Origin of the sequence: Citrobacter sp. Cf132, from assembly GCF_030333885.1 — a bacterium.
GTDB lineage: Bacteria > Pseudomonadota > Gammaproteobacteria > Enterobacterales > Enterobacteriaceae > Citrobacter > Citrobacter freundii.
Genome location: NZ_JAOWFA010000031.1, coordinates 183,652 through 209,076, shown reverse-complemented (window position 1 = coordinate 209,076; position 25,425 = coordinate 183,652). Strand labels below are relative to the sequence as shown.

At 53.4% G+C, this 25,425-nt stretch carries 23 protein-coding genes and 1 pseudogene; 10 read left to right on the top strand and 14 right to left on the bottom strand.

Annotated features, from left to right (window positions below):
• Positions 1–147: 147 nt before the first annotated feature.
• On the bottom strand, positions 148–1,128 hold the full coding sequence (locus OGV85_RS02610; RefSeq protein WP_000019450.1) for an IS5-like element ISKpn26 family transposase: 981 nt from the start codon (positions 1,126–1,128) through the stop codon (positions 148–150).
• A gap of 13 nt (positions 1,129–1,141) precedes the next feature.
• Between OGV85_RS02610 and OGV85_RS02605 the strand changes: the two are divergent.
• Positions 1,142–1,537: pseudogene (locus OGV85_RS02605) on the top strand (type 2 periplasmic-binding domain-containing protein); the annotation flags it as partial.
• A 7-nt stretch (positions 1,538–1,544) separates the two neighbouring features.
• Here OGV85_RS02605 and OGV85_RS02600 read toward each other — a convergent pair.
• From OGV85_RS02600 to OGV85_RS02560, 9 genes are all read right to left on the bottom strand, one after another.
• The gene (locus OGV85_RS02600; protein ID WP_003024202.1) at positions 1,545–2,681 is read right to left on the bottom strand and encodes an HlyD family secretion protein; all 1,137 of its coding nucleotides are present in this window, start codon (positions 2,679–2,681) and stop codon (positions 1,545–1,547) included.
• 5 nt (positions 2,682–2,686) lie between these two features.
• The gene (locus OGV85_RS02595; protein ID WP_003024200.1) at positions 2,687–3,010 is read right to left on the bottom strand and encodes a DUF3302 domain-containing protein; all 324 of its coding nucleotides are present in this window, start codon (positions 3,008–3,010) and stop codon (positions 2,687–2,689) included.
• A gap of 211 nt (positions 3,011–3,221) precedes the next feature.
• Complete coding sequence (gene aldB, locus OGV85_RS02590; RefSeq protein WP_003837670.1) at positions 3,222–4,760, bottom strand: aldehyde dehydrogenase AldB; 1,539 nt, start codon at positions 4,758–4,760, stop codon at positions 3,222–3,224.
• A 92-nt stretch (positions 4,761–4,852) separates the two neighbouring features.
• On the bottom strand, positions 4,853–6,004 hold the full coding sequence (yiaY, locus tag OGV85_RS02585) for an L-threonine dehydrogenase (RefSeq protein WP_003844555.1): 1,152 nt from the start codon (positions 6,002–6,004) through the stop codon (positions 4,853–4,855).
• 189 nt (positions 6,005–6,193) lie between these two features.
• Complete coding sequence (selB, locus tag OGV85_RS02580; RefSeq protein ID WP_003024195.1) at positions 6,194–8,038, bottom strand: selenocysteine-specific translation elongation factor; 1,845 nt, start codon at positions 8,036–8,038, stop codon at positions 6,194–6,196.
• A complete protein-coding gene (selA, locus tag OGV85_RS02575) occupies positions 8,035–9,426 on the bottom strand; it encodes an L-seryl-tRNA(Sec) selenium transferase (protein ID WP_003024193.1) in 1,392 nt (463 codons plus the stop codon). The genes selB and selA overlap by 4 nt, the downstream gene beginning before the upstream one ends.
• 98 nt (positions 9,427–9,524) lie before the next feature.
• Positions 9,525–10,133 carry a glutathione S-transferase gene (locus OGV85_RS02570; RefSeq protein WP_003024191.1) on the bottom strand — a complete coding sequence of 203 codons (609 nt, stop codon included), beginning with the start codon at positions 10,131–10,133 and terminating at the stop codon, positions 9,525–9,527.
• A 70-nt stretch (positions 10,134–10,203) separates the two neighbouring features.
• Positions 10,204–11,340 (bottom strand): HlyD family secretion protein, encoded by a 1,137-nt coding sequence (locus tag OGV85_RS02565; protein ID WP_003024188.1) that lies wholly within the window; start codon positions 11,338–11,340, stop codon positions 10,204–10,206.
• A 2-nt stretch (positions 11,341–11,342) separates the two neighbouring features.
• The gene (locus OGV85_RS02560; RefSeq protein WP_003024186.1) at positions 11,343–11,705 is read right to left on the bottom strand and encodes a DUF3302 domain-containing protein; all 363 of its coding nucleotides are present in this window, start codon (positions 11,703–11,705) and stop codon (positions 11,343–11,345) included.
• A gap of 531 nt (positions 11,706–12,236) precedes the next feature.
• On the opposite strand from OGV85_RS02560, the gene mtlA reads away from it, so the two are divergent.
• The 3 genes from mtlA (at position 12,237) to mtlR (ending at position 16,109) form a co-directional block, all read left to right on the top strand.
• Positions 12,237–14,153 carry a PTS mannitol transporter subunit IICBA gene (gene mtlA / locus OGV85_RS02555; protein WP_003024181.1) on the top strand — a complete coding sequence of 639 codons (1,917 nt, stop codon included), beginning with the start codon at positions 12,237–12,239 and terminating at the stop codon, positions 14,151–14,153.
• 220 nt (positions 14,154–14,373) lie between these two features.
• The gene (gene mtlD / locus OGV85_RS02550; RefSeq protein ID WP_003024180.1) at positions 14,374–15,522 is read left to right on the top strand and encodes a mannitol-1-phosphate 5-dehydrogenase; all 1,149 of its coding nucleotides are present in this window, start codon (positions 14,374–14,376) and stop codon (positions 15,520–15,522) included.
• Positions 15,522–16,109, top strand: coding sequence for a mannitol operon repressor MtlR (mtlR, locus tag OGV85_RS02545; protein ID WP_003024179.1), 588 nt, complete (start codon positions 15,522–15,524; stop codon positions 16,107–16,109). The genes mtlD and mtlR overlap by 1 nt, the downstream gene beginning before the upstream one ends.
• A gap of 12 nt (positions 16,110–16,121) precedes the next feature.
• Here the strand turns inward: mtlR and OGV85_RS02540 are convergent, their stop codons facing one another.
• Positions 16,122–16,328, bottom strand: a complete 207-nt coding sequence (locus OGV85_RS02540) for a hypothetical protein (RefSeq protein WP_003024176.1) — start codon at positions 16,326–16,328, stop codon at positions 16,122–16,124.
• A gap of 292 nt (positions 16,329–16,620) precedes the next feature.
• Here OGV85_RS02540 and OGV85_RS02535 point away from each other — a divergent pair, with 292 nt between their 5' ends.
• The 6 genes from OGV85_RS02535 (at position 16,621) to trmL (ending at position 22,918) form a co-directional block, all read left to right on the top strand.
• Positions 16,621–16,983 carry a YibL family ribosome-associated protein gene (locus OGV85_RS02535; protein ID WP_003024174.1) on the top strand — a complete coding sequence of 121 codons (363 nt, stop codon included), beginning with the start codon at positions 16,621–16,623 and terminating at the stop codon, positions 16,981–16,983.
• Positions 16,984–17,246: 263 nt separating this feature from the next.
• Positions 17,247–18,902, top strand: coding sequence for an L-lactate permease (gene lldP, locus OGV85_RS02530; RefSeq protein ID WP_003837651.1), 1,656 nt, complete (start codon positions 17,247–17,249; stop codon positions 18,900–18,902).
• Positions 18,899–19,675, top strand: a complete 777-nt coding sequence (lldR, locus tag OGV85_RS02525) for a transcriptional regulator LldR (protein ID WP_003837649.1) — start codon at positions 18,899–18,901, stop codon at positions 19,673–19,675. Before lldP ends, lldR begins: the two co-directional genes overlap by 4 nt.
• Positions 19,672–20,862 carry an FMN-dependent L-lactate dehydrogenase LldD gene (lldD, locus tag OGV85_RS02520; protein ID WP_003024168.1) on the top strand — a complete coding sequence of 397 codons (1,191 nt, stop codon included), beginning with the start codon at positions 19,672–19,674 and terminating at the stop codon, positions 20,860–20,862. The genes lldR and lldD overlap by 4 nt, the downstream gene beginning before the upstream one ends.
• Positions 20,863–21,057: 195 nt before the next feature.
• On the top strand, positions 21,058–22,398 hold the full coding sequence (locus OGV85_RS02515; protein ID WP_003024165.1) for an MFS transporter: 1,341 nt from the start codon (positions 21,058–21,060) through the stop codon (positions 22,396–22,398).
• A 46-nt stretch (positions 22,399–22,444) separates the two neighbouring features.
• Entirely contained in the window at positions 22,445–22,918 is a 474-nt protein-coding gene (gene trmL / locus OGV85_RS02510) for a tRNA (uridine(34)/cytosine(34)/5-carboxymethylaminomethyluridine(34)-2'-O)-methyltransferase TrmL (RefSeq protein WP_003024163.1), read from the top strand.
• Positions 22,919–23,004: 86 nt separating this feature from the next.
• Here the strand turns inward: trmL and cysE are convergent, their stop codons facing one another.
• The 3 genes from cysE to secB all read right to left on the bottom strand — a co-directional run bounded on the left by cysE (position 23,005) and on the right by secB (position 25,391).
• Positions 23,005–23,826 (bottom strand): serine O-acetyltransferase, encoded by an 822-nt coding sequence (gene cysE, locus OGV85_RS02505; protein ID WP_003024160.1) that lies wholly within the window; start codon positions 23,824–23,826, stop codon positions 23,005–23,007.
• Between the two features lie 78 nt (positions 23,827–23,904).
• The gene (gene gpsA / locus OGV85_RS02500) at positions 23,905–24,924 is read right to left on the bottom strand and encodes an NAD(P)H-dependent glycerol-3-phosphate dehydrogenase (RefSeq protein ID WP_003024157.1); all 1,020 of its coding nucleotides are present in this window, start codon (positions 24,922–24,924) and stop codon (positions 23,905–23,907) included.
• Positions 24,924–25,391: a protein-export chaperone SecB gene (secB, locus tag OGV85_RS02495; protein ID WP_003024155.1), complete on the bottom strand. Its 468-nt coding sequence runs from the start codon at positions 25,389–25,391 to the stop codon at positions 24,924–24,926. The genes gpsA and secB overlap by 1 nt, the downstream gene beginning before the upstream one ends.
• Between the last annotated feature and the right edge of the window lie 34 nt (positions 25,392–25,425).

Sequence of the window (25,425 nt, the reverse complement as noted above, 5' to 3'; positions counted from 1 at the left end):
GGAAGGTGCGAATAAGCAGGTCATTTCTTCCCAAGCTGACTCGCTGATTAAAATTTCGCGGATCTGGGCCGATTTTTTTCCCGCAAACACATCGAATCAGCCTATTTAGGCTATTTTTTCCACCATTTCTGGCGTTATTTCCGGTTTTTACTGAGATCTCTCCCACTGACGTATCATTTGGTCCACCCGAAACAGGTTGGCCAGGGTGAATAACATCGCCAGTTGGTTATCGTTTTTCAGCAGCCCCTTGTATCTGGCTTTCACGAAGCCGAACTGCCGCTTGATGATGCGAAACGGGTGCTCCACCCTGGCACGGATGCTGGCTTTCATGTATTCGATGTTGATGGCCGTTTTGTTCTTGCGCGGATGCTGCTTCAAGGTTTTTACCCTGCCGGGACGCTCGGCGATCAGCCAGTCCACATCCACCTCGGCCAGCTCCTCGCGCTGTGGCGCTCCTTGGTAGCCGGCATCGGCTGAGACAAATTGCTCCTCTCCATGAAGCAGATTACCCAGCTGATTGAGGTCATGCTCGTTGGCCGCGGTGGTGACCAGGCTGTGGGTCAGGCCACTCTTGGCATCGACACCAATGTGGGCCTTCATGCCAAAGTGCCACTGATTGCCTTTCTTGGTCTGATGCATCTCCGGATCGCGTTGCTGCTCTTTGTTCTTGGTCGAGCTGGGTGCCTCAATGATGGTGGCATCCACCAAAGTGCCTTGGGTCATCATGACGCCTGCTTCGGCCAGCCAGCGATTGATGGTCTTGAACAATTGACGGGCCAGTTGATGCTGCTCGAGCAGGTGGCGGAAATTCATGATGGTGGTGCGATCCGGCAGGGCGCTATCCAGGGATAATCGGGCAAACAGGCGCATGGAGGCGATTTCGTACAGGGCATCTTCCATGGCACCGTCGCTCAGGTTGTACCAATGCTGCATGCAGTGAATACGCAGCATGGTCTCCAGCGGATAGGGCCGTCGGCCATTGCCCGCCTTGGGATAAAACGGCTCGATGACAGCGGTCATATTCTGCCATGGCAGAATCTGCTCCATGCGGGAGAGGAAAATCTCTTTTCGGGTCTGACGGCGCTTAGTGCTGAATTCACTATCGGCGAAGGTGAGTTGATGGCTCATGATGTCCCTCTGGGATGCGCTCCGGATGAATATGATGATCTCATATCAGGAACTTGTTCGCACCTTCCCTAACATTTGGCGATTCTCCTCCCCCGGAGGTAAAGAGATGCATGACTATCGCGTAACGGGTAATTATGTTTGCGACAATACGCAATCTGCGCTGTCGTTGGCGCGAAACCATCTGGGCATTGTTTTTGCACCGAAGGCGAGCGTACAAAAAGAAAGTCAGCCTAACGGGCTGGTTCCGTGTTTCTCCGGACAGCATGAATGGTGGCTGGATCTGGTGGCGATTTTCCGCAAACGTGAATATCAGCCATGGCGGGTACAGTTTATTCTTGATGAGATGTTGGCGGAGATTCGCCGGCAGCTTGCTCAGTCGCTGGATCAGCAGACTGAGCAAGCAAAATAGCCTGAGTTTAATGATCGAGATACAGGTAATGTACCCAACTGGTCATGCGCAACAAGACTTTGCGCATGACGGACACATGTTCGAAGTGGTCAGAATAAACCGCGACCTGCGCGTAGATCCCATCAGGTAACGCGCTAACCTCCGCATTATCATTCAGCTCAATCGTGGCGATTACCCCTTCCGAACCGGGCGTAGAATTTAAGGATTGCAGCGCCCCATTCGACTGGTATGTCCCGCCCGGCACTGCCGGACTAATTGCAGCCAGTTTACCGCTGAATACCTTACCCGGCAGCGCGTTAAATACCACTTCCGCTTCATCGCCAGGTTCCAGACGCAGCAGCGAGTTCTGACGGAACTGGGCGATAATTTGCCTTTTTTGATCCGGGATGAATACCATCACCGGACGCATCGGCAGCGCGGCGGCATAGGTTCCCGGGCGCATCAGCACCTGCGTCACATAGCCATCGCTGGGCGCGCGAACCACCGTCTGGTCCAGGTTGAACTCCGCTTCGGCTAACTGCGCTTTCAGGCTGGCAATTTGCGAATTCTCGCCCAGTATCAGGCTGTCTAACTGACTCTGGATTTGCTGCTGCTCCGCGACGGAAGATTTCACCGACGCTTCCTGCGCCAGATAGTTTTGCCGCGCCGCATCGATATCGCGTTCAGAAAAAGGATTCACCTTCGCCTGACTACCCTGTGCATAGCGCTGGTAATCTTTTGCCAGTTTGTCACGCGTGGCCTTTGCCCGCTGCGTGTTGGCTATCATTTCGTCTAACTGCGCAACCAGAGCCTGCTCTTTATGCTGTGCGGTGACAATATCAGCTTTCAGGCGATCGACCCGTGCCTGATAACGCCCTGGATTAAGCTTAAACAGAACCTCGCCTTTTTTGATTAGCGTATTCTTCTTATCCGTCACTTCTGTCACTACACCCGTTACCTGCGGCACCACGGGAATAGAAATTACCGCCTTTTGTGCTTTAAAGGTATACGGATGGTTATAATTCATCAGTAATATAAGCCCGCAAACAATGAATATACCGCCTAATGCTGCGGTAGGAACTGTCCATTTATTTACAGGAATTTTAAAAATTTTAAATATTGACCATGCACACGCCACATAGGTCAGAACAATTAGTAAATCCATCGATATTACTCCGCCGGAGAGGTCTTGGCCTCACCCAGTTTCTTTTCCAGATCCGCAACCCTTGCCTGAAGCTGGATCAGGGAAGAATCCGCGCTCTGCATACCCCATCCGCGCTCCGGACGATAAAGCGTTGCCCAGATCCATAAAAAGGGCCAAATAACATGTAAGGTAAACAAACTAACCCAACCCGCAACATGTATTGCGTCGGCATGGGGGTGGTTACGTTTCTTTGCAATTAGATAGGGAATATCATGCAGAATAATAATCCCGTAAAAAATGACCAGGAATACAAAAATAAGCACTCCTAATGCAAAATAATTAAGGAACATATTTGCCTCAGGGATTTAAATTAAGGAATTCAGATGCAATTTGATTTAAACAATAGAGTTGATAATAGTATTGGAATGACCAGACTGGATGCAATTTTCTTATTTATATAACGATATATGGGTTTCTATATATACACGTCGTCTTTCGAGCTGCAGGACATAACTTGATGCCCGGTACGCTAAACGCGACCGGGCAGTAAGAGACGTGAAATTAAAACAGCCCCAGTGGTTTATCAGAGTAGCTCACCAACAGGCACTTGGTTTGCTGATAATGTTCAAGCATCATCTTATGCGTCTCGCGCCCGATGCCCGACTGCTTATAGCCACCAAACGCCGCATGTGCCGGATACGCATGGTAACAGTTGGTCCAAACTCGCCCCGCCTGAATCCCACGTCCCATTTTGTACGCCAGATTTCCATTACGACTCCAGACACCAGCGCCAAGCCCATATTGGGTGTCATTAGCGATTTCCAGCGCCTCTTCCATGGTTTTAAACGTTGTGACAGCCAGCACCGGCCCGAAGATCTCCTCCTGGAAAACCCGCATGTTGTTCTTACCAAACAGAATGGTTGGTTCGAGGTAGTACCCCTCTTTTAACTCGCCATCCAGCTGCTTGCGCCGCCCGCCGGTGAGAACATCTGCTCCTTCTTTCTTACCAATGTCGATGTAATTCAGAATAGTTTCCAGTTGACCATGCGACACCTGCGCGCCCATTTGCGTCACGCTGTCTAACGGGTTGCCGCTACGGATACTTTCCACCCGACGAATGGCTCTTTCCATAAAACGTTCATAAATGGATTCCTGAACCAGCGCACGACTCGGACAGGTACACACTTCGCCCTGGTTGAAGGCAAACAATGCAAAACCTTCCAGCGCTTTGTCAAAGAACGCATCTTCTTCATCCATCACGTCCGCGAAGAAGATATTGGGTGATTTCCCGCCCAGTTCCAGCGTGACAGGAATAATGTTCTGCGTGGCGTACTGCATGATCTGCTGCCCAACTTCCGTTGAGCCGGTAAACGCCACTTTCGCAATACGTTTTGACGTCGCCAGATACTCACCGATCTCCCCACCCGCGCCGTTGACCACGTTCACCACGCCAGGCGGGAGCAGATCGCCGATGACTTCCATCAGCAACAGTACGGACAGCGGCGTCAGGCGCGCGGGTTTCAGCACCACGCAGTTACCCGCCGCCAGCGCGGGTGCCATCTTCCAGCTGGCCATCAGCAGCGGGAAGTTCCACGGGATAATTTGCCCTACCACGCCAAGAGGTTCATGGAAGTGATAAGCCACGGTTTCGCTATCAACCTCGCTGATTCCCCCTTCCTGCGCACGAATACAGGAGGCAAAATAGCGGAAATGGTCAATTGCCAGCGGCACATCGGCCGCGCTGGTTTCGCGGATGGGTTTACCGTTATCCCAGGTTTCAGCCGTTGCCAGCAGCTCCAGATTTTGCTCCATACGATCGGCAATTTTGAACAAAATCGCCGCCCTGTCCTGCACGGAAGTCTGCGCCCATTTATCTTTTACTTTATGCGCGGCATCCAGTGCCAGATCGATGTCCTTTTTGCCGGAAGAGGCCACTTCGCACAGTAATTGCCCGGTTACCGGCGTCAGGTTTTGGTAATACTCGCCGTCCACGGGGGCGACCCAGTCACCACCGATAAAGTTATCGTATCGGGCTTTTAACTTCAGGGGGTAACCATACTCGCCGGGGTAAATACGCGTTGAAGGGGGGTTATTGGTCATGACCGTCTCCTTGCTGTAGGGGTACTACAAGGGTAGACGGGACTGGCGAATTATTCGCCAGCCTTTTACTGCTTTACGACAGGTATCACGAATTACATGGCAGCACGATAAATCGCCATGATTTCTTCATGTGTCGCCTGAATCGGGTTAGTGAAACCACAGGCATCTTTCAGGGCATTAGTCGCCAGAACGGCAAAATCTTCTTCCTTCACGTTCAGCTCACGCAGACCGGCCGGTATATTCACTTTCTGCGCCAGTTCGCGGATCGCCGCGATGCAGGCTTCTGCCCCTTGCTCTTCGCTCAGACCAGCAACGTTCACACCCATTGCCGAGGCGCAATCGCGCAGGCGGGCGGCAGCAACTTTACTATTAAATACCTGTACATGCGGCAGCAGTACGGCATTACATACTCCGTGTGGCAGATCGTAGAAGCCACCCAGCTGGTGCGCCATTGCATGCACGTAGCCAAGAGAGGCATTGTTAAAGGCCATACCTGCGAGGAACTGCGCATAGGCCATGGCTTCGCGCGCCTGAGCATTACTGCCCTCTTCAACGGCGACCGGCAGGTTTTGCGCAATCATGGTGACCGCTTTCAGCGCACATGCATCGGTAATCGGCGTGGCAGCAATCGACACGTAGGCTTCGATAGCGTGGGTTAACGCATCCATACCGGTAGCCGCCGTCAGAGACTTCGGCATGCCGACCATCAGCGAGGAGTCGTTAACCGACAGCAGCGGCGTAACGTGCTTATCGACAATCGCCATTTTAATGTGGCGTACTTCATCGGTGATGATGCAGAAGCGGGTCATTTCAGATGCCGTACCCGCCGTGGTGTTGATGGCGATCATCGGCAGCTGCGGTTTTGCAGAACGGTCTACACCTTCGTAATCGCGAATATCCCCACCATTAGCCGCCACCAGCGCAATACCTTTTGCACAATCGTGTGGAGAACCGCCACCGAGAGAAATAACGCTATCACAGTCGTTTTCAGTCAACATTTGCAGGCCAGCGGCAACGTTGCTGGTTGTGGGATTAGGATGCGTACCATCGTAAATTACGCTGAAAATATCACGTTCCTGTAATGCCTTTTGAATCTCGCCAGCCATACCTAATTTCGTCAGCATGGCATCCGTGACAATCAGCGTACGGCGAAAACCATATTCCGCCATTGTATTCATTGCGTCTTTTAATGAATCAGCGCCGATTACATTCACGGAAGGAATAAAAAATGTTGAAGCAGCCATTGTACGATCCTTAATTACTCTAAAAGAGTCAGGAAGCATACGAGTGAAATATCCAACAGAATATGATCATGGTTGTTATTTTAATAACAACCACAATTAAAAAGCACATTAGGTTCATAATCTAATGTGCTTATTTCAATCAATATCTATTTTGTATTAATTCATTTAATTCCTGAATTAATTGTTTCATTACTTTTCGGGGAACAGCAATGCATCGCGTAATAAATGATCATTTCCCCGACGGCGAGTAAAACCAATGCGGTCAAAATATTCCAGAATCTGAATAGCCAATTTGCGCCCGATGTTAAGCCTGTCGCGAAAATCAGCGGCACATGTCGATCCCCTTTCCTGATCCAGTTCGCGGATCATATTGGCAAAGGCCACTATCCGATCGTTACGGTAATAACGATCTTTCACGATCGCGGTGATGATGCCTTGCTGCGCCGCTTGTCGTAACACCACACGCATCATTTGCTCATCCGTGCCCGTCTGTTTTGCCAGGTCGCGCACCCACCACGGCTCATCGCCAAAAAGCGGTTCTGCTTTTTGCCAGATAGCCTGCTGCTCATCGCTGAAACCGGCCTTGTGATCGGGCAAATGCAGCCAGCCATGATGACTATGGATGACGCCGCTCTCGCGCATCTTTTCAATCAGCAGCAGGACCAGCGCTTCATCTTCCATCGGCAAAGCCATCCGGCGCAGGCGTTCGCGCCCAGGTCCAGGCTCATCGCGGTGCTGGTCGTGGTAAGTCGCCAGCGTATCGAGGATTTTGCGCTGCCAGCGCGCTGCAACAGTGGCATCCAACAAACTGTATCCCGCCTGAATAAAACCATGCTGCTCGATCAACGGACGCATGCCGTTACCGTTGAGCTGACGCGCCCAGGCGAAGTCGGGAATATTTACCGCTCCACGCGTCAGATGCAACGCCAGAGCGTCACCATCACTCTGTGCGTTTTCCAACGCCGACAGCCACTGCAAATATTCCGGCTTACGCTTCCCGCGACGCGGCGGATTGAGCGTGACCACGCGCGCACCGGCCAGCGTCGTGCGAGCCGAAATATCGCGCAGCACCAGACGATCGTTATCGGCGAGCCAGAGCGGCGTATCAAACACCAGTTCCGCCAGCGTCCCTTCAAGCAGCGAGATTCTCCCGGTAACGTGGCTGGCAGCGTGGTGAATATGCAACGGTTGCCACTGCATCAGCGGCGCGGCATGTTCTAAAGAGACAATCACGCGGGTAAACGCCTCTGGCGGCGCATCAGCAAGCAGCCAGTCGCCGCGGTTAAGTTCTTCTTTTTGCGCATCACCGGCAATATTTAGCGCAATACGTTGTCCCGCCTGCGCGCGATCGGTGGCCTGATTTTGTGCATGCAGGCTACGTACGCGCATCGGTTTGTTGACGCCCGTGAGCCACAGTGTGTCACCGACATTCACTTCACCGCTGAGCGCCGTCCCGGTCACCACCAGTCCCGCGCCTTTGACCGTAAAGGCACGGTCAATCGCCAGGCGGAAGCTGTGATCGCGGGCATGCTCGCGCGACGTTAATTGCAGCAAATGTTCGCGCAGTTCCTCGATGCCACGGCCTTCACTGGCGGCAGTGACGAATAGCACCGACTCCGCGAAACCATAATTCCCCAGCGTGGCCTTAATCTCCGCACGCACCTCTTCAATTCTTGCTTCGTCCACGCGGTCGGCTTTCGTAAGCGCCACGGTGATCTGCGGATTACCCGTCAGTTGCAGAATTTGCAAATGCTCACGCGTTTGCGCCATCACGCCGTCATCACATGCCACCACCAGCAGCGCGTGATCAATCCCGCCAACACCCGCCAGCATGTTAGACAGAAACTTTTCGTGTCCGGGTACATCGATAAATCCCAGTATCCGCCCGTCCGGCTGCGGCCAGTAGGCATAGCCGAGATCGATGGTCATGCCGCGCTTTTTTTCTTCCGGCAGACGGTCGGCATTCACGCCGGTAATCGCCTGTAATAACGTTGTTTTTCCGTGGTCAACGTGTCCGGCGGTTGCAATAATCATTTCAGCATCATCTCCATAAACCGGGTCTCGTCTTCAAGGCAGCGCAGATCCAGCCACATGCGGCCATCATAAATCCGGCCAATGATCGGCACGGGCAGTGCACGCCAACGGGCGGCCAGTGCTTCGAGGCGGCTACCGCGTCCGTCATGGGGGGTAAAGGTTAATGCCGCGCTGGGCAGCCTATCAACCGGTAGCGAGCCGCTGCCAATTTGCGACAGGCAAGGCATGACGTTCAGGGCGAATTCGTCACCGTAATGCTCGGCAAGCCGTGCCTGTAAGTGTTGGGCCTGCGCGTGGACAGCCTCCTGCGAGCGAGTGAGCTGGCGTAACGTCGGCAACTTCTGCGCCAGCGCTTCCGGGTGCAGGTAGAGCCGCAGCGTCGCTTCCAGCGCAGCCAGTGTCATTTTATCAGCCCGTAATGCGCGTTTCAGCGGATGGCTCTGTAAGCGAGCGATCATCTCTTTTTTACCGACGATAATCCCGGCCTGCGGCCCGCCCAGTAATTTATCGCCAGAGAAGCTCACCAGACTGACGCCAGCGGCAATCAGCTGTTGCGGCATCGGCTCCTGCGGTAATCCATACTGGCTGAGATCGACCAGTGAGCCGCTGCCGAGATCCGCCACTACCGGCACATCCAGTTCCTTGCCAATAGCGGCCAGCTCAGCCTCATCCACCGACTTCGTAAAGCCTTCAATGCTGTAATTACTGGTATGGACTTTCATCAGCAGAGCGGTATTTTCATTCACCGCCTGACGGTAATCTTTCGCATGGGTCCGGTTGGTGGTACCGACTTCGCGCAGAACACATCCGGCCTGGCACATCACGTCCGGAATACGAAACGCGCCGCCAATTTCCACCAGCTCACCGCGCGAAACGACCACCTCTTTGCCGTTGGCCGTGGCGGCCAGCATCAGTAAAACCGCTGCCGCATTGTTATTGACGATACAGGCGTCCTCCGCTCCCGTCAGACGGCAGAGTAAATCCGCCAGCGCCCGATCCCGATGTCCACGTCCGGCATCATCCAGGCTGTATTCCAGCGTCACTGGCGTGCGCATGGCTTGCACCACCGCCTCGATCGCTTCTTCGGCCTGCGACGCTCGCCCAAGGTTGGTATGCAGCACCGTTCCGGTCAGGTTAATCACCGGACGCAGCGCGCTTTGCGATTCTCGTTCCAGACGGGCGCTGGCTTCTTGCGCCCAGTCCTCACACCATGCCGGGAGCGCGTGCGTGTCGCGAATCGTATCTCTGGCTTCGTCAAGCATATGACGCAGCAGGTCAACCACCCGGGTATGACCGTGAGATTCACGTAAGGCTGGGAAGGCGCTATCGCGCAATAAACGATCGATAGCGGGAAGCTGACTGTAGAGTGAACGCATGTCGGTTGTCATGAAAGGGCCTGGCTGTTGGTGGCCCTCTCCACCGCGGAGAGGGCTATCGATATAGGAAGGATTGTACCGTGACTTTGCTCAGGCAGGTATTATCTGCATCAAGCCTTTGGCGGTTCTGTGCGGGCAAAACTTTCGCGTTGAAAAAGCGTTTCCACCAGTTTGACCAGACGTGGGCGGTCCACACACCAGCCGGGCGCGACCCGACGGAAATTGAGATAACCGACGGCACAGGCAATCGCGATGGTAGCCAGGTTAACCGTATCCGTTTTCAGCGTACCGTCCGCCAGATAGCCTTCCAGCATATCCAGACTGCGGGTGATCTTCTCCCGCTGGCGTAACAATTCAGTTTCTGACTGCTGCGCGGCGGGGCGAGCCTGCTCGCGCACCGAGACTAATCCCGCATCCATAATACCGTCGGCCAGCGCTTCCAGTTGACGAACTTTGAGTGCCGCTAACGGTTCACCCGGTAGCATGGCTGGCGCAATATCCAGCAGCTCTATGTATTCTGCGATGATCGGAGAGTCAAACCAGTACTCACCCTCATCGGTGACCAACGCGGGTACTTTTCCTAGCGGGTTATAACGCGCCACGCCACTATCCGCGCTATAGGGAAGTTCATTCACAAATTCGAAGGTGATGCCCTTTTCCAGTAACAGAATAGAAATTTTACGCACAAAAGGGCTGGTATAGCTGCCAATGAGTTTCATGCCGGGTCCTTTTTGCCAACAAAAATATCAGTATGGCTCAGGTCACCGTAAATGGCAGGTGATGACGGTCTCAATGATCCAAATAAAGATAATGCATCCAGCTGGTCATGCGCAGCAGCACTTTACGCATCACTGACACGTGAGCGAAATGGTCGGAATAGACCGCCACCTGGGCATAGATACCGTCCGGCAGCGCATCCACATCGGCATTAGGATCCAACTCAATCGTAGCCAGCACGCCATCGGTACCCGGCACCACCGTTAAGGACTGTAATGCCCCCTGCGCCTGATAAGAACCGCCCGGCACAACCGGAAGAATGGAGGTCAACTTGCCGGAGAAAACCTGACCAGGCAGCGCGTTGAATACCACTTCCGCTTCATCACCCGGTTTAAGACGCAGCAACGAGTTCTGGCGGAATTGCGCCACAATTTGCCGTTTCTGTTCCGGAATAAATACCATCACCGGGCGCAGAGGTAGTGCGGCGGCGTAGGTCCCGGGCCGAATAAGCACCTGCGTAACATAGCCGTTGCTGGGGGCACGGACGATAGTCTGCTCAAGATTGTATTTGGCTTCAGCGAGCTGAGCGCGCAGAGACGCAACCTGAGATTGCTCCCCGTTGACCATACTGTCTAACTGACTCTGAATCTGCGTCTGTTCGGCAACGGAACCTTTTACCAGCGCGTCCTGTGCCAGATAGTTCTGCCGGGCGTTGTCGATATCGCTTTCAGAGAAGGGATTAACCTTCGCCTGGCTGCCCTTCAAATAGCGTTGATAATCTTTATACAGACGATCGCGTTCAGCGGAAACGCGGGTAGTGTTGGCGACGGCTTCAGAAAGTTGGGCTTTCAGATTGTCGATGTTGTGTGTGGCGGTAACAAGATCAGCCTGCAGTCTGTCAACACGTGCCTGATAGCGGCCTGGATCGAGTTTAAATAACACTTCGCCTTTTTTAATCAACTGATTATTTTTATCCGTTACCTCACTAACAATTCCTGTGACTTGCGGAGTGATCGGAATTGAAATAACCGCTTTTTGCGCCGTAAAGGTATACGGGTGGTTATAGTTCATTAATAAGATCAGTCCCGCAACAATGAATACCCCACCTAATGCAGCAGTAGCGAGCGTCCATTGGTTTACCGGAATACGGAATATTTTAAAGATGGCCCAGGCAAAGGCCACATAGGTCAGGACTATCAACAAATCCATGATTAAATCTCCGGAAAGGTGGAGTAATCTGTTTTCTTCTCCCCATCCAGTCTTTTTTCCAACTGGGTGATGCGCGCTGCCAGTGCGGCAATCTCGGGGTCTGGGTCCTTTCCGTTCGACATGATGTGTGATTGCATGCCCCACCCACGTTCAGGCTGGTAGAGCGTCGCCCAAATCCACAGGAACGGCCATATTGCATGGAGTGTAAACAGGCTAATCCAACCCGCCGTATGAATGGCATCAGCATGAGGATGGTTGCGTTTTTTAGCCATGTTATAGGGAATATCGTGAATGGCGATGATTCCGTAAAACAGAACCAGAAAGACGAAGATCAGCACGCCCAGTGCGAAATAATTTAGAAACATACCTGCCTCGAATTCACGCTAAATAGAGTTTTTTTATGCCGGCAGCCGCATGCACCCAGGCTGATGTTTTGAACATAACTGCAGTTTGGGGTTTTCGCCATACCACAAAATAAATATTTTTTCTGGTGAGAAGTTGCTTTCTTTTGCAATAAAAATATCGGGGGGTAGAACCTGCTGTAGATCACATCCGAGCAAATGCAGATGAAAATACTTTGCGATCTGCATCACAAAGATTCAACAAACAGCAAAGGATAAAATGTGAATCAGTTCACATTTACCCCCCATTTTTGGCGAATTCTGATCCAGTGATGTTTTTTTGTACCGATATTTTGTGATTAAGATCACATTAACTAACGCCATACACCCTATATTTACGTGACGAATATCACATAAAAGGTCGTCGACTGGACAGTTGAACGATTCAGTGCCAGATTTCGCAGTATCTACAGGGTCCGGCTACCTCCTGCCGCTACATTAACAAACCTCGGGCTTTCAGCCTGCGCGATAGCAAACATAAGAAGGGGTGTTTTTATGTCATCCGATATTAAGATCAAGGTGCAAAGCTTTGGTCGATTCCTCAGCAACATGGTGATGCCAAATATCGGCGCGTTTATCGCGTGGGGTATTATCACCGCATTATTCATTCCGACAGGGTGGTTGCCGAACGAAACGCTGGCGAAGCTTGTCGGTCCTATGATCACCTATCTGCTGCCGCTGCTGATCGGTTATACCGGTGGTAAGCTGGTTGGCGGCGAACGTGGCGGCGTGGTTGGTGCTATCACCACCATGGGCGTTATCGTCGGTGCAGATATGCCAATGTTCCTCGGCGCGATGATCGCAGGTCCGCTGGGCGGCTGGGCTATCAAACATTTCGACAACTGGGTAGACGGTAAGATCAAGTCCGGTTTTGAGATGCTGGTGAATAACTTCTCCGCAGGCATCATCGGGATGATCCTCGCCATTCTGGCATTCCTTGGCATTGGCCCATTGGTTGAAGCACTGTCCAAAATCCTGGCGGCAGGCGTTAACTTCATGGTTGTCCATGACATGCTGCCGCTGGCGTCTATCTTCGTTGAACCGGCGAAAATCCTGTTCCTCAACAACGCCATCAACCACGGTATTTTCTCACCGCTGGGAATTCAGCAGTCCCATGAGATGGGCAAATCCATCTTCTTCCTGATTGAAGCTAACCCGGGTCCGGGTATGGGCGTTCTGCTGGCATACATGTTCTTCGGTCGCGGCAGCGCTAAGCAGTCTGCGGGCGGCGCGGCAATCATCCACTTCTTGGGTGGTATCCACGAAATTTACTTCCCGTACGTGCTGATGAACCCACGTCTGATCCTGGCCGTTATCCTCGGCGGTATGACTGGCGTATTTACCCTGACTATCCTGAACGGCGGTCTGGTTTCTCCGGCCTCTCCGGGTTCTATCCTGGCCGTGCTGGCCATGACGCCGAAGGGCGCTTACTTCGCTAACATCGCTGCTATCTGTGCTGCTATGGCAGTCTCCTTTGTGGTTTCAGCCATTCTGCTGAAAACCAGCAAAGTGAAAGAAGATGATGACATTGATGCCGCAACCCGTCGTATGCACGACATGAAAGCGGAATCCAAAGGCGCATCTCCGCTGGCGGCTGGCGACGTGACCAACGACCTGAGCCATGTGCGTAAAATCATTGTTGCCTGCGATGCCGGTATGGGTTCCAGCGCCATGGGTGCGGGCGTACTGCGTAAGAAAGTGCAGGATGCAGGTCTGTCTCAGATTTCCGTTACTAACAGCGCGATTAACAATCTGCCGCCGGATGTGGATCTGGTCATTACCCACCGTGACCTGACCGAACGCGCGATGCGCCAGGTGCCTCAGGCACAGCACATTTCGCTGACCAACTTCCTCGACAGTGGCCTGTACTCCAACCTGACCGAACGTCTGGTCGCTGCACAGCGCCACAACGTGAACGAAGAGAAAGTCCGCGATCACCTGAAAGACAGCTTTGAAGAGGGTGATACTCACCTGTTCAAACTGGGTGCGGAGAATATCTTCCTCGGTCGTAAAGCCACTAACAAAGAGGAAGCAATTCGCTTTGCTGGTGAGCAACTGGTGAAAGGCGGTTACGTTGAGCCAGAATACGTCGAGGCGATGCTGGACCGCGAAAAACTGACTCCGACTTACCTCGGCGAGTCCATTGCAGTACCGCACGGAACGGTTGAAGCCAAAGACCGTGTGCTGAAAACCGGTGTGGTGTTCTGCCAGTACCCGGAAGGCGTTCGCTTCGGTGAAGAAGAAGACGATATTGCCCGCCTGGTGATTGGTATCGCAGCACGTAACAACGAGCACATCCAGGTGATTACCAGCCTGACCAACGCGCTGGATGACGAATCCGTGATCGAACGTCTGGCCCATACCACCAGCGTGGATGAAGTTCTGGAGCTGCTGGCGGGTAAAAAAGCTTAACGGTTAAGTATCTCCAAAATAGTTCGAGCTGCAGGAAGGCGGCAACGCAGTGAATCCCCAGGAGCGTACATAAGTACGTGACTGGGGTGAGCGAGGAGAGCCAACGCATCTGCAGTTCGAAATATGAAGGCGATATCCTCTCCCTTGTGGAGAGGGTTAGGTTGAGGGAAAAGCCTCACCCCAGCCCTCTTGGGTAAAAACATTGATGAAGGTTAATACTATGAAAGCATTACATTTTGGCGCAGGTAATATCGGTCGTGGCTTTATCGGCAAACTGCTGGCGGACGCGGGGATACAGCTGACGTTCGCGGATGTAAATCAGGTCGTACTCGATGCCCTGAATGCCCGTCATAGCTATCAGGTTCATGTCGTAGGTGAAAACGAACAGGTTGATACCGTCTCCGGCGTCAACGCCGTGAGCAGCATCGGCGATGATGTCGTCGACCTGATTGCCCATGTAGATTTAGTCACTACCGCCGTCGGTCCAGTCGTGCTTGAGCGTATCGCTCCGGCCATCGCCAAAGGGCTGGTTAAACGCAAGGCACAGGGTATAGCTACTCCGCTGAATATCATCGCCTGTGAAAACATGGTGCGCGGAACGACCCAGTTGAAAGGCCATGTAATGAACGCGCTGGCAGATGAAGACAAAGCCTGGGTTGAAGAACATGTTGGCTTCGTCGATTCCGCCGTGGACCGCATTGTTCCGCCTTCGGCTTCAGCAACCAATGACCCGCTGGAAGTTACCGTAGAAACCTTCAGTGAGTGGATTGTCGACAAAACACAGTTCAAAGGTGAACTACCAAATATCCCAGGAATGGAATTAACTGATAACCTAATGGCATTTGTCGAACGTAAACTCTTCACGCTGAACACCGGGCATGCTATAACCGCGTACCTCGGAAAATTGACCGGTCATCAGACCATCCGTGACGCGATTCTCGACGAGAAAATCCGCGCAGTGGTAAAAGGTGCGATGGAAGAGAGCGGCGCGGTACTGATCAAACGCTATGGTTTTGATGCAGCAAAACATGCGGCATACATTCAGAAAATCCTCGGTCGCTTTGAAAACCCGTATCTGAAAGATGACGTTGAGCGCGTGGGTCGTCAGCCGCTGCGTAAGCTGAGCGCGGGAGATCGTCTGATTAAACCGCTGCTGGGTACGCTGGAGTATGGTTTGCCGCATGCGAATCTGGTTATCGGTATTGCGGCAGCGATGCACTATCGCAGCGAAGAAGATCCGCAGGCACAGGAACTGGCCGCGCTGATTGACGAAAAAGGTCCACAGGCCGCGCTGGCGCAAGTTTCCGGGCTGGATGCCAACAGCGATGTCGTGCTTGAGGCTGTTAACGCGTATAACGCAAAGAAATGATGCAGGACCTGGCGCAGGATATCCTGCGCCTAAATAATAGATTGTCAGATATGCAGGCAATAATGGAACAAACGCAGGCCTTTGAAAATCGTGTGCTTGAGCGTCTGAATGCTGGCAAAACCGTACGCAGCTTCCTCATCACCGCCGTAGAACTGCTCACCGAGGCGGTGAATATTCTTGTGCTTCAGGTATTTCGCAAAGACGACTATGCGGTGAAATATGCTGTAGAACCACTGCTTGACGGCGACGGTCCGCTGGGCGATCTTTCCGTTCGCCTGAAGCTCATCTACGGTCTGGGCGTGCTCAGCCGACCGGAGTATGAAGACGCCGAGCTTCTGATGGCGCTGCGGGAAGAGTTAAACCATGACGGCAATGAATATGCGTTCACCGACGATGAAATTCTTGGTCCGTTTGGCGAACTCCACTGCGTGACGGCACTCCCGCCGCCACCGCAGTTTGATACCTCAGACTCAGGTCTGCACGCGATGCAGATCCAGCGCTACCAGCAGATGGTGCGCTCCACGATGGTACTTTCCCTGACCGAGCTGATTTCTAAAATCAGCTTAAAAAAAGCCTTTCAAAAATAAGACGATGCTTGCTTATTTCTCTTCCTGCTGCGGTCGATAAAGCTGCCGATAGTACGCCAGACGTTGCAGATACAACTGCGCATTCTCCTGCGGTATTTCAGAAGGGACAACGTTGCGTGGCGGTGTTTTATTCAGATACTCGCGAAAAGCCTGGCTTGAAGCCATAAAATCGACCGTCTTATCAATTAGAGCCGAAACGTTCTCACCTATTTTCGCCATAATCTTCCCTCCTCCATGTATTAACCGCGCTCAGCCTGCGCGGTTGATCATTTAAGTTTAGGATCGGTTTGGCAATTACATTAAGGAAAACGTGCTTCACTATGAACCCGCCAACAAAATGCGCCATGGTCGATCTTATCGCTTAAAATTCCTTATTAATCAAAATAGTAATATTTTCATTAGCTGAATAATACTTGCAACATTTGATTATTTATCTTCGATTAGTTGTGAATAATCCCGCTCTGCGCGCATACTATAGGATATTCATCCTATTTTTATCAGAAGCTATCCTATGAAAGAAGTCGAAAAAAACGAAATTAAACGCCTGAGCGATCGTCTGGACGCTATCCGCCACCAGCAGGCTGACCTGTCTCTGGTTGAAGCCGCCGACAAATATGCTGAGTTGGAGCAAGAGAAAGAAACTCTGGAAAACGAGATTGCGCGTCTGCGTGAAGTCCATGGTCAGAAGCTGAGCAAAGAAGCGCAAAAGCTGACGAAACTCCCTTTCCGTCGTACCATCACCAAAAAAGAACAGGCCGACATGGGCAAGCTGAAGAAGAGCGTGCGCGGCCTGATTGTCGTTCACCCGATGACCGAGCTTGGCCGTGAAATGGGCCTGAAAGAGATGACGGGCTTCGCGAAGAGCGAGTTCTGATCTCCCACCGGGCAACATCCGCTTGCCCGGTCCTTCACTTCCCCCTCGAAATTGGCCCTACCAATTTTAGCCAGATCATACCAGCACCTCACATTTCATTAAAATGTGCGTACAATACCGTTGCCAATAAATAACATTTGATTAACCATTCATTGTCATTACCCCTACACAACAATATTGGCAGGGCCACTTTTACACATAATGTGACGAAGATTTGAGCAAAGACTCATTCCATTATGTCGGCGGCCCCCAGGAGACCTGCAATGAATCTCTGGCAACAGAACTACGACCCGGCCGGTAACATCTGGCTTTCCAGTCTGATCGCATCGCTCCCCATCCTGTTCTTTTTCTTCGCCCTGATTAAGCTCAAGCTGAAAGGCTACGTTGCGGCGTCATGGACGGTGGTGATCGCTTTGTCGGTCGCCCTGCTGTTTTACAAAATGCCGGTCGATCACGCTCTGGCATCCGTAGTGTACGGTTTCTTCTACGGTCTGTGGCCAATTGCCTGGATCATTATCGCCGCGGTATTCGTCTATAAAATCTCGGTGAAGACTGGGCAGTTCGACATTATCCGCTCCTCGATACTCTCGATTACCCCAGACCAGCGTCTGCAAATGCTGATTGTCGGTTTCTCCTTTGGGGCATTCCTCGAAGGGGCGGCAGGCTTCGGTGCTCCAGTAGCGATTACCGCCGCGCTGCTGGTTGGCCTTGGCTTTAACCCGCTGTATGCGGCAGGTTTGTGCTTGATCGTAAACACCGCTCCAGTCGCTTTTGGGGCAATGGGCATTCCGATTCTGGTTGCCGGTCAGGTTACAGGGCTGGACAGCTTCGAGATTGGCCAGATGGTGGGCCGTCAACTGCCGTTCCTGACCATTATCGTGCTGTTCTGGATTATGGCGATTATGGATGGCTGGCGTGGTGTCAAAGAAACCTGGCCTGCGGTGATGGTCGCTGGCGGCTCGTTTGCTATCGCGCAGTATCTCAGCTCTAACTTTATCGGACCGGAACTGCCGGACATCATCTCTTCTCTGGTTTCCCTGGTCTGTCTGACGCTGTTCCTGAAGCGCTGGCAGCCGGTACGCATCTTCCGCTTTGGTGATATGGGCGCTTCGCAGGTCGATATGGATCTATCGCGCACCCGCTACACCGCCGGGCAAATTATCCGCGCCTGGTCGCCGTTCCTGTTCCTGACAGCTACCGTCACGCTGTGGAGCATACCGCCGTTTAAAGCGCTGTTTGCTCCAGGCGGCGCGATGTACCACTGGGTGGTCAATATTCCGGTTCCGTTCCTCGACAAGCTGGTTGCCCGTATGCCGCCGGTCGTACACGAAGCCACAGCCTACGCGGCGGTGTACAAATTTGACTGGTTCTCCGCGACCGGTACCGCAATACTGTTTGCCGCCCTGCTGTCCATCGTCTGGCTGAAGATGAAGCCGTCTGCTGCGCTTCAGACCTTTGGTAGCACGCTGAAAGATCTGGCGCTACCTATCTACTCCATCGGGATGGTGCTGGCATTCGCCTTTATCTCTAACTACTCCGGGCTTTCATCCACCCTGGCATTGGCCCTGGCGCACACCGGCAGCGCATTTACCTTCTTCTCGCCGTTCCTTGGCTGGCTGGGGGTATTCCTGACTGGATCCGACACCTCATCAAACGCACTGTTTGCCGCCCTACAGGCTACGGCCGCTCAGCAAATCGGCGTTTCGGATGTATTGATGGTGGCTGCAAATACCACCGGCGGCGTGACCGGAAAAATGATCTCTCCGCAATCTATCGCTATCGCCTGTGCGGCAGTGGGATTAGTGGGAAAAGAGTCTGACCTGTTCCGCTTTACCGTGAAGCACAGTCTGATTTTCACCTGCATGGTGGGTGTGATTACCACGCTGCAGGCCTATGTCTTAACCTGGATGATTCCATGATTGTGATGCCCAGACGCCTGTCAGACGAGGTCGCATCTCGTGTGCGGGCGCTGATTGAAGAACAACAGCTGGAAGCGGGCATGAAGTTGCCCGCTGAGCGCCAGCTGGCCGTACAGCTTGGCGTGTCGCGCAATTCGCTGCGCGAGGCGCTAGCAAAGCTGGTAAGTGAAGGCGTGCTGATTAGCCGTCGTGGCGGTGGGACGTTTATCCGCTGGCAGCATGAAGCGTGGTCCGAACAAAACATTGTTCAGCCACTGAAAAGCCTGATGGCGGATGACCCTGATTACAGCTTCGATATTCTCGAAGCCCGACACGCCATCGAAGCCAGCACCGCCTGGCACGCAGCGATGCGTGCCACTGCTGCCGACAAAGAGAAGATCAGGCTCTGTTTCGAGGCCACACAAAGCGAAGATCCAGATCTCGCCTCGCAGGCAGACGTTCGCTTTCATCTCGCCATTGCAGAGGCCTCACACAACGTGGTGCTGTTACAGACCATGCGCGGTTTCTTCGACGTATTGCAGTCTTCGGTGAAACAGAGCCGCCAGCGTATGTACCTCGTGCCGCCCGTATTTTCACAACTGACGGCACAGCATCAGGCTGTACTGGATGCGATTGTTGCCGGAGATGCCGACGGCGCGCGTAAAGCGATGATGGCGCACCTCAGTTTTGTCCACACCACGATTAAACGATTTGATGAAGATCAGGCCCGCCAGGCGCGAATCACCCGCCTGCCCGGTGACCCTGGTGAGAATAGCAGGGAGAACAACACATGATTATTTCAGCAGCCAGCGACTATCGCGCCGCAGCCCAGCGCATCCTACCCCCCTTCTTGTTCCACTATATTGACGGTGGGGCGTATGCAGAGCACACTTTGCGCCGTAACGTGGCAGACCTGTCGGAGGTGGCCCTTCGCCAGCGCGTGCTGAAGAATATGTCCGACCTGAGCCTGGAGACAAAGCTGTTCAACGAAACGCTCTCCATGCCGGTGGCCCTTGCACCTGTCGGTCTGTGCGGCATGTATGCGCGTCGGGGCGAAGTTCAGGCCGCCGCCGCCGCTGATGCCAAAGGCATTCCGTTTACGCTTTCCACAGTATCCGTATGCCCGATTGAAGAAGTCGCCCCGACTATCAAGCGTCCGATGTGGTTTCAGCTGTATGTTCTGCGCGATCGCGGCTTTATGCGTAACGCCCTGGAACGCGCTAAAGCGGCGGGTTGTTCCACGCTGGTCTTTACCGTCGATATGCCCACACCTGGCGCACGCTACCGTGACGCCCATTCCGGGATGAGCGGCCCAAATGCCGCACTGCGCCGCTACTGGCAGGCAGTCACCCATCCACAATGGGCATGGGACGTTGGCCTGAACGGTCGCCCGCATGATTTAGGCAATATTTCGACGTATCTTGGCAAACCCACCGGCCTTGAGGATTACATCGGTTGGCTGGCGAATAACTTCGATCCGTCGATTTCCTGGAAAGACCTCGAGTGGATCCGCGAATTTTGGGATGGTCCGATGGTGATCAAAGGGATCCTCGATCCTGAGGATGCTCGCGACGCCGTACGCTTTGGCGCCGACGGCATCGTTGTCTCTAACCACGGTGGGCGCCAGTTAGATGGCGTGCTGTCTTCAGCCCGCGCGCTGCCCGCCATTGCCGATGCGGTAAAAGGCGATATCGCGATTCTGGCAGACAGCGGGATCCGCAACGGTCTGGACGTCGTACGCATGATTGCGCTGGGTGCGGATAGTGTTCTGTTGGGACGTGCTTATCTGTACGCGCTGGCAACCCACGGTCAGGCCGGGGTAGCGAATCTGCTGAATCTGATCGAGAAAGAGATGAAGGTGGCAATGACCCTGACCGGTGCAAAATCGATTAGCGACATCAGTCATGATTCGCTGGTACAAGAACTGGGAAAAAGCCTGCCTGCTGCGCTGGCACCTCTGGTTCAGGGTAGCGCGGCGTAACAATATCCCCATAAAACCCACTTTCTGCATGGTCGGTCTGTTCTCAGCCCGACCATTTTTTATCCAAAAATAACGACTAGTTAACATTTATAACCAATATATTTGACAACTTTTTATTCACCTGTCAGATGTATATACAAGCTAATACAAGGGCGAAATATACAGATAACAACCATCATAACGGGCGAGGGTAACATGGCTTATTCCGGAAAAGTGAATATCCAGCAGGCGATAGATGACAGTCCTTTTTCGCGCTTCCACTGGGTCATTATTGTCCTGGGTTTTCTGGTCCTGGCCATCGACGGCTTCGATACGGCGGCGATGGGCTATATTGCGCCCACGCTCTCAGCCGACTGGGGCATCAAGAAGCAGGACCTTGGACCGGTGTTAAGCGCCGCGCTATTGGGCCTGTCATTTGGTGCACTGCTGGCCGGGCCGATTTCCGATCGTATGGGCCGTAAACGCGTGCTGGTCTTTTCCTGTCTGTTTTTTGGCCTCGCCAGTCTGGGAACTGCCTATGCCCAGACGCTGAATATGCTCACATTTTGGCGCTTTCTCACCGGGCTGGGTCTTGGCGCGGCAATGCCCAATGCCATCACCCTGGTGTCAGAATTTGCACCAAAACGCTGTCGTTCAATGGCGATTAACACCATGTACTGCGGCTTTCCGTTAGGGGCTGCAGGCGGCGGGGTGATCTCCTCCTGGCTTATCCCTAACTACGGCTGGCACAGCGTCCTGCTTGCCGGTGCGATCGCCCCGCTGGCCCTCACCGTATTGTTGGTGCTGTTCCTGCCGGAGTCGGTGAAGTATCTGGTTCACCGCGGTAAAGGGGTTGCACAGGTTAAACGCATTGCTCAACGCTTTATGTCGGGAAGTCTGGAACAGGTTACCCAGTTTTATCTGGATGAAGACCGCGTCACGGTCAAAAAAGGCAGCGTGGCACAGCTATTCAGTATGCCCTGGCTGCCGGGCACGCTGATGCTCTGGATGACCTACTTTATGGGATTGGTTATCTATTACGTGCTGTTGAGCTGGATGCCAACGCTGATGCTGGGAATGGGCTATCCGCTGGCTGAATCCGCCTGGCTGACATCGCTATTTACCTTCGGCGGTACTGCGGGGATCCTGCTGGCCGGTTGGTTAATGGATCGCTGGGAAGCACATAAAGTGGTGTCACTCGGCTTTATTCTGACGATGCTGTTTGCCCTCGCTCTCGGGTTTGAACATAACCATATCATCTTGTTCGGCGCACTGATCTTCCTGATGGGGATTACCATGAACGGCGCGCAGTCCGGGCTGCAGACGCTGGCCGCCACGTTTTATCCGACCCACTGTCGCGCGACGGGCATTGCCTGGATGCAGGGCGTGGGCCGCTTCGGTGGCGTAGCCGGAACGATGATGAGCGCCCAGCTGCTTTCCCTGCAATGGCAGGCAGACAGTATATTAATGTTCCTCAGCCTTCCGGCGCTGGTTGCGGCTGCCGCAACGATTTACAAACTGCAACGCTATAAACCGCACGCGCTGACCGTCGCATAGTACCCGCTCTTTCTGCTATTCTGCCCCCCGTTATCAAGGGGGCAGTATGCTTAACATCGTTTTATTCGAACCAGAAATCCCGCCAAATACCGGCAATATTATCCGTCTTTGCGCCAACACCGGCTTTCGTCTGCATATTATTGAGCCAATGGGCTTTACCTGGGACGACAAGCGCCTGCGTCGCGCGGGGCTGGATTACCATGAGTTTACCGCCGTGCTGCGCCACCCTGATTACGCCAGCTTCGTCGCCGCAGAAAATCCGCAACGTCTGTTTGCCCTGACCACCAAAGGTACGCCAGCGCATAGCGCAGTAAGCTATCAGGATGGGGATTATCTGATGTTTGGCCCGGAAACTCGCGGTCTGCCACCCAGCATCCTCGACGCGCTGCCAGCCGAACAAAAAATTCGAATTCCGATGATGCCGGACAGTCGCAGCATGAACCTGTCAAATGCGGTGTCGGTGGTGGTGTATGAGGCCTGGCGCCAGTTAGGTTATCCCGGCGCGGTATTGCGTAGTTGATTTGTGTCAGATGGCGGCTGACGCCTTATCCGACCTACGAGATTTGTAGGCCCGGTAAGCACTGCGCCGCCGGGCATAGCTCGAAATCAGATGCCATCGCCGTATTCGAAAGTATGATGTATCCCGTTGAAATGCTGATCCATATCCATAGACGGTTTATCGCTGTCAGGCTTACCGACAATGCGTGCAGGTACGCCTGCCGCAGTGGTATGCGGGGGTACCGGTTGTAAAACCACGGAACCTGCGCCAATCTTCGCGCCGCGACCGACTTCAATGTTGCCGAGAATTTTTGCTCCCGCGCCAATCATTACACCTTCACGAATTTTCGGATGACGATCGCCGCCGGCTTTACCGGTCCCGCCTAGCGTGACGGATTGCAGAATAGAGACATCATTTTCAATCACTGCCGTTTCACCGACCACAATGCCGGTTGCGTGATCGAGCATAATCCCACGGCCAATTTTTGCCGCCGGATGAATGTCTACCTGGAAGGTAACGGACACCTGATTTTGCAGGAAGATCGCCAGCGCCTGACGCCCCTGATGCCACAGCCAGTGACCGATACGGTAGGCCTGAAGCGCATGAAAACCCTTCAGGTACAGAAGTGGGGTGGAATATTTATCGACAGCCGGGTCACGCGTACGTACCGCCTGAATATCACAGGCCGCTGAGGCAATCATTTCAGGATCGGCGGCATAGGCCTCTTCCACGACTTCGCGAATCGCAATGGCGGGCATGATTGGAGAAGCGAGTTTATTCGCCAGCATATAGCTTAGCGCACTGCCGAGATTTTCATGCTTGAGCAGCGTTGCGTGGTAAAAACTGGCCAACATTGGCTCACATTCCGCCAGTGCCCGGGCTTCCGCTTTAATGTTTTTCCAGACGATATCCAGTTCTTCACACGGCATTGCGTACTCCAGAAGGTAGCAAAACGACCGACCCGTTCTTCGCGGGTCGGGTCGTTAGATTGAAACGGTTCCTTACGGCTAGTGGCTGCTTCGCTCGTCCTTGCGCGCACGACCTAATAACGTCAATGCTGCCTCGCGCGCGTTTTTTCCGCAATACAATACTTGATAAATTTCCTCGGTTATTGGCATCTCGACACCAAAACGGTGCGCCAATTCACGAACTTCTTTCGTATTGCGGTAGCCTTCAACCACCTGACCAATCTTATCCTGCGCGCCCTGCACGTCCATACCCTGGCCGAGCATCATGCCAAAACGACGGTTACGCGACTGGTTGTCGGTACAGGTCAGCACCAGATCGCCTAAACCCGCCATCCCCATAAAGGTGGCAGGATCGGCACCCAGCGCCGCGCCAAGGCGAGACATTTCGGTCAGTCCACGGGTGATCAATGCGGTACGCGCATTCGCGCCAAAACCGATGCCGTCAGACATCCCCGCACCAATCGCAATGACGTTTTTCACCGCGCCGCCAAGCTGCACGCCAATGAAATCCGGGTTGCTGTAAACGCGAAAGCTTTTGCCGCAGTGCAGCAACTGCTGGAGATCGTCAGCAAAGGCGTCGTCCGTCGAGGCCAGAGAAATCGCCGTCGGCATGCCCGCAGCTAGCTCTTTGGCGAACGTCGGGCCGGAAATAACCGCCAGTGGAATTGAGTCCCCCAGCGCTTCACGCGCGACGTCCTGCAGCAGACGCCCCGTTTCCGCCTCCAGACCTTTTGTCGCCCAGACCAGTCGTGCGTCAGGGCGCATCAGCGGTTTGATGTTACGCAGCACTTCGCCAAAGACGTGGCTCGGCACCACCACCAGGATATTACGACTGGCGGCCAGCGCAGTGGCTAAATCACTTTCCAGGCGCAGCGTTTCGGGAAAAGGCACATCAGGGAGGAACGCGACGTTGCAGCGATCGTGCTCAAGGGTCGCGATATGTTTCGGATCATGGCCCCACAGGACAACTTGATGGCCATTTCTTGCCAGGGTGATGGCAAGAGCGGTGCCGTACGAGCCGGCACCAATCACAGTCATTGAAGCATTACTTTGGTTCATCAGGCATCCTGATGTTCTTCAGTACCTTCGCCAGCCTGCTGCTGTAAATAGTTCATGAACAGCGCATCAAAGTTGACCGGCGCAAGGTTCAGTTGCGGGAACGTACCGCGTGATACCAGGCTGGTGATGCATTCACGGGCATACGGGAACAGAATGTTCGGGCAGTATGCGCCCAGGCAATGCGCCATCTGAGTCCCTTCGATACCACTGATGGAGAAAATACCGCCCTGCTGAACTTCGCACAGGAACGCAGTTTCTTCACCCAGGGAAGCCGTTACGGTGACACGCAGCACTACTTCATACACGTCATCTGCCAGTTGGGTAGATGCGGTATCAAGATCCAGTTTAACCTCTGGCTGCCAATCTTTCTGGAAAACATGCGGTGCATTTGGCGCTTCGAAAGACACATCCTTGGTATAGATACGTTGGATCTGGAAAGCCATTTCAGTGTTATTTTGTTCTGACATGTTTAGAAAACCCTTAGTGTTGTCCTTTAAATAC

Bases quoted from the DNA above. Each gene is read 5' to 3' on its own strand.
- OGV85_RS02610 (WP_000019450.1), bottom strand. From the start codon at position 1,128: ATGAGCCATCAACTCACCTTCGCCGATAGTGAATTCAGCACTAAGCGC.
- OGV85_RS02600 (WP_003024202.1), bottom strand. From the start codon at position 2,681: ATGGATTTACTAATTGTTCTGACCTATGTGGCGTGTGCATGGTCAATA.
- OGV85_RS02595 (WP_003024200.1), bottom strand. From the start codon at position 3,010: ATGTTCCTTAATTATTTTGCATTAGGAGTGCTTATTTTTGTATTCCTG.
- aldB (WP_003837670.1), bottom strand. From the start codon at position 4,760: ATGACCAATAACCCCCCTTCAACGCGTATTTACCCCGGCGAGTATGGT.
- yiaY (WP_003844555.1), bottom strand. From the start codon at position 6,004: ATGGCTGCTTCAACATTTTTTATTCCTTCCGTGAATGTAATCGGCGCT.
- selB (WP_003024195.1), bottom strand. From the start codon at position 8,038: ATGATTATTGCAACCGCCGGACACGTTGACCACGGAAAAACAACGTTA.
- selA (WP_003024193.1), bottom strand. From the start codon at position 9,426: ATGACAACCGACATGCGTTCACTCTACAGTCAGCTTCCCGCTATCGAT.
- OGV85_RS02570 (WP_003024191.1), bottom strand. From the start codon at position 10,133: ATGAAACTCATTGGCAGCTATACCAGCCCTTTTGTGCGTAAAATTTCT.
- OGV85_RS02565 (WP_003024188.1), bottom strand. From the start codon at position 11,340: ATGGATTTGTTGATAGTCCTGACCTATGTGGCCTTTGCCTGGGCCATC.
- OGV85_RS02560 (WP_003024186.1), bottom strand. From the start codon at position 11,705: ATGTTTCTAAATTATTTCGCACTGGGCGTGCTGATCTTCGTCTTTCTG.
- mtlA (WP_003024181.1), top strand. From the start codon at position 12,237: ATGTCATCCGATATTAAGATCAAGGTGCAAAGCTTTGGTCGATTCCTC.
- mtlD (WP_003024180.1), top strand. From the start codon at position 14,374: ATGAAAGCATTACATTTTGGCGCAGGTAATATCGGTCGTGGCTTTATC.
- mtlR (WP_003024179.1), top strand. From the start codon at position 15,522: ATGCAGGACCTGGCGCAGGATATCCTGCGCCTAAATAATAGATTGTCA.
- OGV85_RS02540 (WP_003024176.1), bottom strand. From the start codon at position 16,328: ATGGCGAAAATAGGTGAGAACGTTTCGGCTCTAATTGATAAGACGGTC.
- OGV85_RS02535 (WP_003024174.1), top strand. From the start codon at position 16,621: ATGAAAGAAGTCGAAAAAAACGAAATTAAACGCCTGAGCGATCGTCTG.
- lldP (WP_003837651.1), top strand. From the start codon at position 17,247: ATGAATCTCTGGCAACAGAACTACGACCCGGCCGGTAACATCTGGCTT.
- lldR (WP_003837649.1), top strand. From the start codon at position 18,899: ATGATTGTGATGCCCAGACGCCTGTCAGACGAGGTCGCATCTCGTGTG.
- lldD (WP_003024168.1), top strand. From the start codon at position 19,672: ATGATTATTTCAGCAGCCAGCGACTATCGCGCCGCAGCCCAGCGCATC.
- OGV85_RS02515 (WP_003024165.1), top strand. From the start codon at position 21,058: ATGGCTTATTCCGGAAAAGTGAATATCCAGCAGGCGATAGATGACAGT.
- trmL (WP_003024163.1), top strand. From the start codon at position 22,445: ATGCTTAACATCGTTTTATTCGAACCAGAAATCCCGCCAAATACCGGC.
- cysE (WP_003024160.1), bottom strand. From the start codon at position 23,826: ATGCCGTGTGAAGAACTGGATATCGTCTGGAAAAACATTAAAGCGGAA.
- gpsA (WP_003024157.1), bottom strand. From the start codon at position 24,924: ATGAACCAAAGTAATGCTTCAATGACTGTGATTGGTGCCGGCTCGTAC.
- secB (WP_003024155.1), bottom strand. From the start codon at position 25,391: ATGTCAGAACAAAATAACACTGAAATGGCTTTCCAGATCCAACGTATC.